At 47.0% G+C, this 10197-nt stretch carries 7 protein-coding genes and 1 pseudogene; all 8 read left to right on the top strand.

Annotation, left to right across the window (positions count from 1 at the left end):
- Nucleotides 1–228 (top strand): annotated as a pseudogene (locus tag DLM76_RS08695) (methyl-accepting chemotaxis protein); the annotation flags it as partial.
- Between the two features lie 79 nt (nt 229–307).
- A complete protein-coding gene (locus tag DLM76_RS08690) occupies nt 308–1339 on the top strand; it encodes a putative peptidyl-prolyl cis-trans isomerase (RefSeq protein ID WP_118964968.1) in 1032 nt (343 codons plus the stop codon).
- Nucleotides 1340–1388: 49 nt separating this feature from the next.
- On the top strand, nt 1389–2933 hold the full coding sequence (locus tag DLM76_RS08685) for a spiro-SPASM protein (RefSeq protein ID WP_118964933.1): 1545 nt from the start codon (nt 1389–1391) through the stop codon (nt 2931–2933).
- Entirely contained in the window at nt 2908–4587 is a 1680-nt protein-coding gene (locus DLM76_RS08680) for a cytidylyltransferase domain-containing protein (protein ID WP_118964932.1), read from the top strand. The genes DLM76_RS08685 and DLM76_RS08680 overlap by 26 nt, the downstream gene beginning before the upstream one ends.
- A gap of 300 nt (nt 4588–4887) precedes the next feature.
- On the top strand, nt 4888–5679 hold the full coding sequence (locus DLM76_RS08675) for a TetR/AcrR family transcriptional regulator (protein WP_118964931.1): 792 nt from the start codon (nt 4888–4890) through the stop codon (nt 5677–5679).
- Between the two features lie 34 nt (nt 5680–5713).
- A complete protein-coding gene (locus DLM76_RS08670) occupies nt 5714–6187 on the top strand; it encodes a DUF1801 domain-containing protein (protein ID WP_118964930.1) in 474 nt (157 codons plus the stop codon).
- Nucleotides 6188–6277: 90 nt separating this feature from the next.
- Nucleotides 6278–8926: a valine--tRNA ligase gene (locus DLM76_RS08665; protein ID WP_118957855.1), complete on the top strand. Its 2649-nt coding sequence runs from the start codon at nt 6278–6280 to the stop codon at nt 8924–8926.
- Nucleotides 8916–10196, top strand: a complete 1281-nt coding sequence (gene purD / locus DLM76_RS08660; protein ID WP_118964929.1) for a phosphoribosylamine--glycine ligase — start codon at nt 8916–8918, stop codon at nt 10194–10196. The genes DLM76_RS08665 and purD overlap by 11 nt, the downstream gene beginning before the upstream one ends.
- The last annotated feature ends 1 nt before the right edge of the window (nt 10197 follow it).

Raw genomic sequence — 10197 nt, 5'->3', positions numbered from 1 at the left:
GAAATCTCGCAGAGCGCGAACGAACTCATGACATTCAGCTTGCAGATCGAAGAAGCAGTCCTCGAACAAAAGCGGGCAACCGACGAGATCACGAAAACGATCGTGAGCATCTCCGACGGAACTCAGGAAATCGCTGCGGGTGCGGACGATCTCACCTCATTCTCCGGAAACATGCACGGACAAGCCGAAAACTTAGGGCAATTGGTAGGAAAGTTCCGAACCAATTAAAATCAAAGAAAAACGGTTGAACCAAGGGATCTTGCCGGGGATCTTACAGATCAAAGGCATTCTTACCCTTGGAGCCGTTATGAAACGACAAACATACGCAAAAACTTTCTTCTTTGCAGGGATGTTTGGATTCCTGTTTCTGCAAAAACCGGTCCAACCCGCGGAATCTCTGAACCGAGTCATCGCCACCGTGGGAACCGTTTCGATCTCCGAGTTGGATCTCGACGACGCGACGGAAAAATACAATCGCCTTCAAAAACACTTAAAACACGAAGACTACCGCAAATCTCTTAGAACCAGAGTCATCGATTTTCTCATCGACCGAGCCATCGTGGACGTGATCGCGGAAGAAGAATCCGTTCAGGTAAACGAACAAAGAGTCGAATCCGAAATCGAAAAACGAATGGAAGTGATGGGAGTGGCGAACCGCAAACAATTCGAAAAGGCGATGGAAAGTTCTTCCGGAATGCCTTTCGAACTCTGGGTTACGGAGCTTCCGTATCAAATCAAAAAAGGACAACTTCTCCAGTTAAAAGTCGCCGTTCCTCCTCCGAGCGAAAGCGAAATCAGAAACTGGTACAATCAAAACAAAGACAAGGTCGGCTTTGAAATCCGCTACAGAATCATTTCGGTCGCACCCGACAACGACTCGGTCCAAGAAGAAAACAGACTTTATAAAGAAGTTTCCGAAATCAGAAAGTCCGTCATCTCCGATCCTTCCTCTTTCGCGTTGATTGCGGGATCTCCGAGAAACGATCCGACTCTTCGCGCGAGAAGAGGTTTGGTCGAATGGATTTCTTCCTTTGATCTTTACAAATACAGCAAGGTCACCGCTTCGATCGCGGCCCCTCTTCCCAACGGAGGAGTTTCCGAAGTGTTCCGCGACGAAAGAAAACGATACTGCGTTTTGAAAATCGAAGGGAAAAGACCGACTCCGATGGAAAACCTGCGCGGCGGAATTCAAAACATTCTGTATCGCGATAAGGAAGAAGACACCTTTCACAAATGGCTGAAAGAAACGAGAGCGGAACTTCCGATCCAAATCTTCGACGACGCATACAGAAAGGAAAATAAGATTCCTCTCCGCGAAGAGACTTTCCACCTGGATTGATTTTGCGTATTACGATTTTTCGAACTTCGACCGATACTAAATCCGAGCCATGAAATTTCCGATTTCCCATTCAGCCGTATTTTTCAATCCGGAAACGTTCGATCTGCTCCGATCCCTTTCCGCGGACGAAAGGGAGAATCTGCTCCGTCTTTCGCTCGATAAATTGGCCTCGGTGCTTCCGAACTCCGCCGTTTTTTTCAATTCATGGCCCTTCCCTGAAACGAAATCTAAATTCAATTCTTTGAATATTCAAATTTTGGAAGAATCTTCCGAGATTGTATTCCTAAAAAAAATCGCGTCCGCCCTTCCCGATTCCAGAACCGGAGATCCCGACTGGGACGACGCTTCGTTTTTTTATTTTACGGGATTGTTTCCCTGTTTGGACACCAACCTGAGCCGGGAAATCTACGAAAGACACGACCGTTATCTTTCTCAGTATTCTTACAGCGAAAATCTTCCGGCGGGAATCGTGCCGACCATCGTGTCCAGAGAATTTACGAACGGAATCCCCGATGCGACCAAGACGACGGCCCAGGAATATCTCGGCAAAAACATCAATCACTATGATGTGGAGATTTTTTATCACGCTCCGGACCTCAGACAATACCGCCTCGACTTCTCCTTAAAAAACAGACGCTCTCTCAACTTAGTCCGCGGTTTTTTAAAAGAGAAGGAAGAATGGAGTTATTCCGAAATCCAACCTTGGATTCAGGAACATCCCGAAGTTTTCAGAACCGGCCCTTCGTATCTGGAACTAGAAGTCTATCGAGGCTGCGAACTGAGCTGTACTTTTTGTCCGAGACAATTCGGGTCGAACGATCAGGACGGAACGTTCCTTTCTCCCTCTTTTCTGGAGAATCTCGTAAAACAACAGGAAGAATCTTTTTCCAACGAATACAGCGTTTGTTTCGGCGGACTCGGAGAACCACTTTTGCATCCGGAGTTTCCGAAATTGATCGAGGCGGTTCTCGGTGCTTCGTCGCATCTGTTGCAGGAACTGATCGTCGAAACCGCGCTTTATACGGATTTCGAAAACACATTCAACTTTTTGAATACTCTTGCTCCCGAACAAAAGGAAAAAATCACTTGGATCGTCAATCTTACGACCAAAAACGCGGATAAATACGAACGTCTTTACGGCAAAAAGTCCTTAAACAAAGTTCTTTCCAATCTCGACAAACTCGAATCCGTATTTCCCAAAAACCGGATCTATCTTCAGTTCTTAAAAATTCAGGAAGCGGAAGAAGAAGTGGAAATCTGGGTGGATGAAACCGAAAAACGGGGTTACGGAGTCGTACTTCAGAAATACAATCGTTATGCGGGATTGATGCCCGAAAAAAGGGTCACCGATCTGACTCCGATCCAACGGGAATTCTGCTGGCATCTCAACCGCGATCTTTACGTGAACTCTCAGGGAACCGTTTCCGTATGCAAACAGATCCCCGCAAAGGAACTCGGAAATCTACATAAAGAAAATCTAATGCAGATCTGGCAAAAGGGCCTGCCTTCGTTCGCAAACTCGCTGAACGGAAACCACGAAACCACGGGCGCGCCCTGTTTGAGTTGCGATGAGTGGTATACGTTCAACGCATAAGATCTACGCGTTCATCCAAGCTCGAACCGGTTCGACAAGACTTCCCGGAAAGGTTCTCAAAGAATTTCCTCCCGGAACGGAAAAGACCCTCCTTGATCGGATTCAGGAAAGGATTTCGGCGGTTCTACCCGAAGAACAAATCGTATATTTGATCCCCGACGGGGATGAAGAATTGCGTTCGTTCCTGCAATCGAGGAATTACCGTTTTTTTACCGGAGATTTATACGACGTTCGTCAACGTTATATCTCCGCGGCCGAACGTTATCAAGCGGATCATATCCTTCGTTTAACCGGAGACAATCCGTTTTACGATACGCTTCACTTGGATCAGCTTCTGCAAACATTCCAATTTTCGAATACGGATCTCTCATACGTCGCCGGCCTTCCTCTGGGAATGGGCGGAGAAATCTTTTCCCGAAAGGCTCTCGAATGGACGCCTGACGTTTTGGAAGAAAGACATCGGGAACACGTGAGTCTTCATATTAAGGAGAATCCGGATCGATTCCGAATTTCAAAACTTTCCTCCCTTTTGACCGAATCGGAAAAAGAACTTCTTCCGATGTTTCGTCTTACGATCGACGAACCGAAGGATTTTGAAACGACGGCTCTCATCTTCGATTCTTTGAACGAAACGAATCCTCTGTTCGGCGCAAGGGAATGTTTGGAACTTTACGAAAAGAACCCGGATATCTTTTCCGGAAACAAGGACGTGGAACAGATTCGGTTTCAACCCCCCTTGTCATCCTCTGTGGAAACGAAAAAAATTCGAATCGGAGTATTCGCGGGCGATCCGAAAGAATTCGGGAGCGGTCATTTTGAACGGTCGAGAATCCTATTCTCCCTTTTGTCCGCGGCCTCATACGAGACGGTCTGGCTTCGGGAACTTCCGAAGGACGGCGCGGTGGGTCTACTCATCGTCGACTCCAGAGACATTCCAATTCCTGAATATTCAAAAACAAAAGTATTCCTTTTGGATCATTTCGGTCCGGATCGGGGAAAACACAAACACTACGATCTATTGCCTCATCCAGAGATCGCGGATCGTTTTTCCTTGGATCAGATCCTGATTCCTCCGGCCTTATTCGGTGCGGCATGCGCCGCAAATCCGTATATTTTTTGTTATGCGGGAAATTTGGATCCGGCTTTCACGAAAGAATTGGATTTGTTTCTCCTGCGTTTGGCCGCTTTCGAGGATTTGCGCAATTCTCCTTCCGCGGTCCGTGCCGATTCAAACGACCGCAATCCCCCTTTCACGGGGACTCAAAATTCTCCCCCAGTGATTCGTGTCGGAGGAACGGCCTCGCATTCGGATTCGATCCGTTTTCTTCCCCGTGTTTCCAAGTTCCAGTTTCAAAATCTTTTGGCCGGCTCTTCCGGTTTTGTCGGTTATTTCGGTCAGTCGCTTTTCGAGGCGGTGTTTTTGGAAAAGAAGGTTTGTTGTTATTCGATCAGCTCGGTTCATTCTTCCCTGGCCCGACTCTGCGAAGAAAAATACGGAATTCCATTTGCGGGAGAATTGGGACGGGTCGGATTCGGAGGCGAAAAGGGGCAGCGCCCGAACCAAATCGCAATGCTTCGCTCCGCTTGGAGCGGGGTTTCCGGGGAAGGATATTCGTTATTACTCCGGGAAATTGAGGAGTTTCTCCGTTCTTAAACGAAGGAGTTCCTACATTCTATGTAAAGTCGCTGAGTTTGATTCCGGCCCAAGATGTTGAGAATGGGGAAACTCTTTCTTAAGAACATTCGAAGGTTGGAGTTCCTACATTTTTGCTAAAAAACCCGACTAACTCCGCGATTTCCCTTTCGAAGATCGTATGAGTTCCCACATTTCTTGCTCCAACGGAGAAGTCCCGGTCCAAATTCCCGGAGTTCCCCCATTCTTCCCTAAAATTTTTGGTTGACCGCCGCGTTCCCACTCCCAGAAAATAGACCGACCGTCGGTCGGTTTTTATCCATGGAAAAGTTCGCGCAAAACAAACAAAAGGGAAAGGAACGCAGGGACGACATCCTACAATGCGCGCGCGGCTTCTTCTTCACGAAAGGCTACGACAGCACCTCCGTTCACGACATCATCGACGAACTCGGAATCGCCAAAGGAACTTTTTATCATCATTTCAATTCCAAGGAAGAACTCCTCATGGAATTGATCAAATTCATGAGCGACGAACTCACCGCGCAATTGCTCTCGGATGTCAACGGCCGAAATCCGAAAAACACATTAGATAAACTTAAAATTATTCACGAACTTCATTTCGATTGGGTGAACAAGAATCCGGAGATGGTTTTCTTTTTTCTCAAAGCGATTTATTTACCCGAAAATCAGACTCTAAAAGCGAAACTCGAAAAGGAAATCTTCAAACGCGACGTCGCGTTCCTCAAGGACTTGATTGCGGAAGGACAAAAGGACGGTTCGTTTTCTACGACGATGCCCGCGGAATTCCTAGCGGAAGCCATCGTCGCGATGGGAAACGTGCAGAACGAAAAATTCGCGTTCTATATGCTCGGGTTCAACAATATCGATCCCGATTCGATCTACGAAGACTCGAAAAATTCCCACTATCTCTTCTCTTCCATTTTAGGAATCAAGGACCCTTTCGAGTTTCCGTTTCCAAAAGAAGAATTGAGTTCCGCAGCGGAGAATCTCCGAAAGTTTTCCTTACAATTTGAAAAACAAAATCAGAATAAAAATAACGCGAAATCGAATCCTCTCAAGTCCGCAAACCGTAAAGGAGGAAAGGCGAAATAGCATTCTTTGGAATTTTATTTTTGACCGAATCGATATGTATCTCTTCTCATTTATACCCGTTCCTACGTTTATTATATCCTCGGAGATTCTTCGTTTTATCGACGATCAGCCTGAAATTCGCAGGGAAAGAATTCTCACGATCCGTTCCTGGATCGTGGAAACGTTTCCCGAAATTTTCGAATCGATGCAAAACCATACGCCGACATACAGACTCGACGACAATTGGATCTCGCTCGTTTCCGAAAAGAATTCCCTGTCGATCTATCTCTGCAAATCGCAGGCTTTGACCGAACTCAGAAAGAAATTTCCATCCTTGATCGGGGGAAAAGCCCGTTTGACGATAAGCGATGCGGATCCGTTTCCTTGGAAGGAAATACGCAGTTCGATCCGGTCCGTGTTAAAATATAAGCCGAAGTCGACGGATCGAAAGGGTGGAATTCTTACCAAAAGAAATTCTCCCTCTAAAAAAACGGCTTTGCGACAAAATACAAGATCGCCTAAAAAGTAGGCTCAAGGTCAATTTTTCCCTTCTCCAAGACGGATCAGTTTGAATCCTCTTGACCCCGGGAAAAAGCAGGAAAACCTGTTTTTAACGGCCATGAAAAAGCAAATAGGCGATCGCTACGAACCGAAAGAAGTAGAGAATAAATGGATTTCACTCTGGGAAGAGAAGAAGTCTTTTGTACCGAATCCGAACTCGAAAGAATCTTTCTCGATAGTCATCCCTCCTCCCAACGTTACGGGATCTTTGCACATCGGACACGCGCTCAATCATACCATTCAAGATATTCTCATCCGTATCGAACGTAAAAAAGGAAAGTCCACTCTTTGGCTTCCCGGTATGGATCACGCGGGAATCGCGACGCAGATGGTCGTCGAACGGGAACTCGCAAAAGAAGGAAAGAAAAGAACGGATTTTACGAGAGAGGAATTCGTAAACAAGGTTTGGGAATGGAAGGCTCATTCCGGAGGAATGATCACCAAGCAACAAAAACTTTTAGGAGAATCCGTCGACTGGTCGAGAGAAAGATTCACGTTCGACGAAGGTCTTTCCAAAGCAGTATTCAAAGTTTTTAAATCACTCTACGACGAAGGTTTGATTTATCGCGGAGAAAGAATCATCAACTGGTGCCCCGCTTCTCAAACCGCGATCTCGGATCTCGAAGTCGAGTTTCGTGAAACCAAGGGAAAACTCTATCATATCAAATATCCGATCCACGGAAAGAAGGATCAGTTCTTAGTCGTAGCTACGACAAGACCCGAAACGATGCTCGGAGACGTCGCCGTTTGTGCGAATCCCGAAGACACGCGTTATGCGTCCTTGAAGGATACGGTTTTAGATCTGCCTCTGACCGACAGACAAATTCCGTTGCTCTTCGATTCTTTCGTGGATAAGGAATTCGGTTCCGGTCTCGTTAAGATCACTCCGGCTCACGACGCGAACGACTTCGAAGCGGGACAAAGACTCGGACTCAAACCTCTTCTCGTGATGAACCCGGACGGAACGATGAACTCGAACGCCGGAGTTTACGAAGGTCTGGATCGTTTCGACGCGCGAAAAAAGGTTCTCGCGGATCTCGAAGCGAAAGGTCTTATCGAAAAAATTGAAGATCACGTTCACGCAGTCGGACACAACTCGAGAGGCGGCGCCGTGATCGAACCGTATCTTTCCACGCAATGGTTCGTAAAGATCAAACCTCTCGCGGACTTGGCGGTGCAGGCGGTTCAAACCGGACAAGTCGAGTTCGTTCCGAAGATGTGGGAAAAAACTTTTTTCGAATGGATGAACAACATTCGCGATTGGTGCATTTCGAGACAACTTTGGTGGGGACACAGAATCCCGGCGTATCATTGTAAAACCTGCAAACACGTGGAAGTTTCGGAAACTCCCGTAACGACCTGCCCTTCCTGCAATTCCAAAGAAGTGGAACCAGATCCGGACGTACTCGACACTTGGTTCTCTTCCCAGCTTTGGCCGTTCTCGACGATGGGTTGGCCGGAACAAACGGAAGACTTAAAGAAATACTATCCTACTTCCGTTCTTGTTACGGGCTTTGACATCATCTTCTTCTGGGTTTCCAGAATGATCATGATGGGAATGAAGTTCATGCAAGCTCCACCATTTCATAAAGTACTCATACACGGTTTGGTACGGGACAAGGACGGCAAAAAATTCTCCAAGTCGGTGGGGAACGTAATCGATCCTCTCGTGATGATGGAGAAATACGGAACGGATTCGTTCCGATTCTTTCTCGCGGCTACCCTTCCCGAGGGAAAGGATATCCTCTTCGACGAATCGCGGTTAGACGGATATCGTTCTTTCTGCAATAAGATCTGGAATTCATCCCGTTTCATCCTGATGAACCTGGAAGAATCATTCGTGCCGACCGGAATCACCGCCGAAATCGAAAAGGATCTAGAACCGATGGATCAGTGGATTCTTTCCCGATTCAATCGTTGTCTTGAAGAATACGACAAAGCGCATTCTAAATTCCATTTTTACGAAATGGCGGCTGCGATCTACGAATTCATCTGGGGCGATTTCTGCGATTGGTATATCGAACTCGTAAAACCGAGAGCATACGGAAAAGTTTCTCCGCGCTCCGCGGAAGTCGCGAAGCAGGTTCTCGCGGACGTATTGACTCGTGCATTAGGACTTTTGCATCCGTTTATGCCATTCTTAACGGAAGAAGTTCATTCAGTGTTCTCCGATCAATACATCACCACGACTCCCTTTCCGGAAGCGTATCCGATTTCTTCGGACGCACTCGGAGTTCAAAAACTCAATCTTCTTCAGGAGATGGTCACGAAAATCCGCGTTATGCGCTCCGAAAACGGAGTTGCGCCGGATAAGAAGTGCAAGGCGATCGTAAAGTCTTCGGACGATCTCGCCCGTTCGGCGATCGCCGAAAACGAAGTTTCACTTTTACAACTCGCGCGTCTTGAATCGATTCGAGTCGATGCGGGATATGAAATCCAGAAAACGGATTCGGTTTCGCATTTCACCAAAGGAGAAATCGTTCTTCCTTTGGAAGGTTTGATCGACGTCGCCAAAGAAAAAGCGCGTTTGGAAAAGGAACTTCAGAAATCCGAACTCGAAAAGGAAAAACTCGAAGCAAAACTTGCCAACCCTGGATTCCTTTCCAAGGCCGCTCCGGACGTGGTCGAAAAAGAAAGGGAAAAACTCAAAACCTTTATCGACAAAGTGGAAGTTCTGAAAAAGGGGATTCAAAATCTTGCAGGCTAAATTGAAAGTTCTCCTCATCGGTTCCGGAGGAAGAGAAAGCGCGATCGCGTTTCATCTCCGTAAATCTCCGTTGTTAAGCGAATTGAAGGTATTCCCCGGAAACGGCGGTTTCCCCGATCACGAAATTCTTCCTTCCGATTCGTTGAACGTATTGAACAAGGAATCGGTTCAGTCTTTTTTAAAACGAAATCCCTTCGACTTCGTCGTAGTCGGTCCCGAAGACCCTCTCGTAGCGGGATTTGCCGATTGGGCTGCGGAGCTCAAAATCCCCGTATTCGGACCCGATTCCTACTGTGCACAGGTGGAAGGCTCCAAGGACTTCGCGAAATCCCTGATGGTCGAAGCGAACGTTCCCACGGCGGAATACAAAACGTTTACCGAATATTCATCTTCTTTAAACTATATCGAATCCAAATCCGTTCCGATCGTGATCAAAGCCGACGGACTCGCCGCAGGAAAGGGAGTCACCGTCGCGACGACGAAGGAAATGGCGAAAGACGCTCTCAAAGAAATCTTCGAGGATAAGAAATTCGGAACAAGCGGCAATCAAGTCGTCATCGAAGAATTCATGGACGGACAAGAAGCTTCTATCTTTGCGGTTTCCGACGGAGATTCGTATTTTCTTTTACCCGCGGCACAGGATCACAAACGCGCTTTCGACGGAGATCAGGGACCGAATACCGGAGGAATGGGAGCGTATTGTCCCGCTCCTGTCGTAACGGAAGCTATATTACAAAAAGTGAAAGAACGAATCTTTGATCGTATGTTTGAAACGTTCCGTAAAAAAGGTCATCCGTATCGAGGACTTCTTTACGCGGGTTTGATGATTTCTTCGGACGGAGAACCGAGAGTCGTCGAGTTCAACTGCAGATTCGGAGATCCCGAAACGCAGTGCGTGCTCGCGATGCTCGACGGAGATCTATTAGAACTTCTTTATACAGCCTCCACGGGAAAAATAAAAGGCGTTCAAGCGGCGGTTAAAAAAGGCGCGGCGGCGGTTGTAGTCCTCGCAGCGCAAGGATATCCCGATTCTTATGAAAAAAATATTCCACTGAACCTTCCGGAAACATCCGGTCAAAACGTTTATCTTTTTCACGCGGGAACTCTAAAAAAAGATGGAAAAGTTTTTTCATCCGGGGGGAGAATTCTCGGAGTCGTAGCTCAAGGCGCCGATCTAAAGAGTTCGGTGACCGAAGCTTATTCCTTCCTGGAAAAAATCCAGGCTCCCAAAACGTTTTATAGAAAAGACATCGGACACAGAGCCCTTTAAA

Origin of the sequence: Leptospira yasudae (assembly GCF_003545925.1) — a bacterium.
GTDB classification, from domain to species: domain Bacteria; phylum Spirochaetota; class Leptospiria; order Leptospirales; family Leptospiraceae; genus Leptospira; species Leptospira yasudae.
The sequence above is the reverse complement of the archived record's forward strand: the minus strand, read 5'-3'. Positions and strand labels throughout refer to the sequence as shown.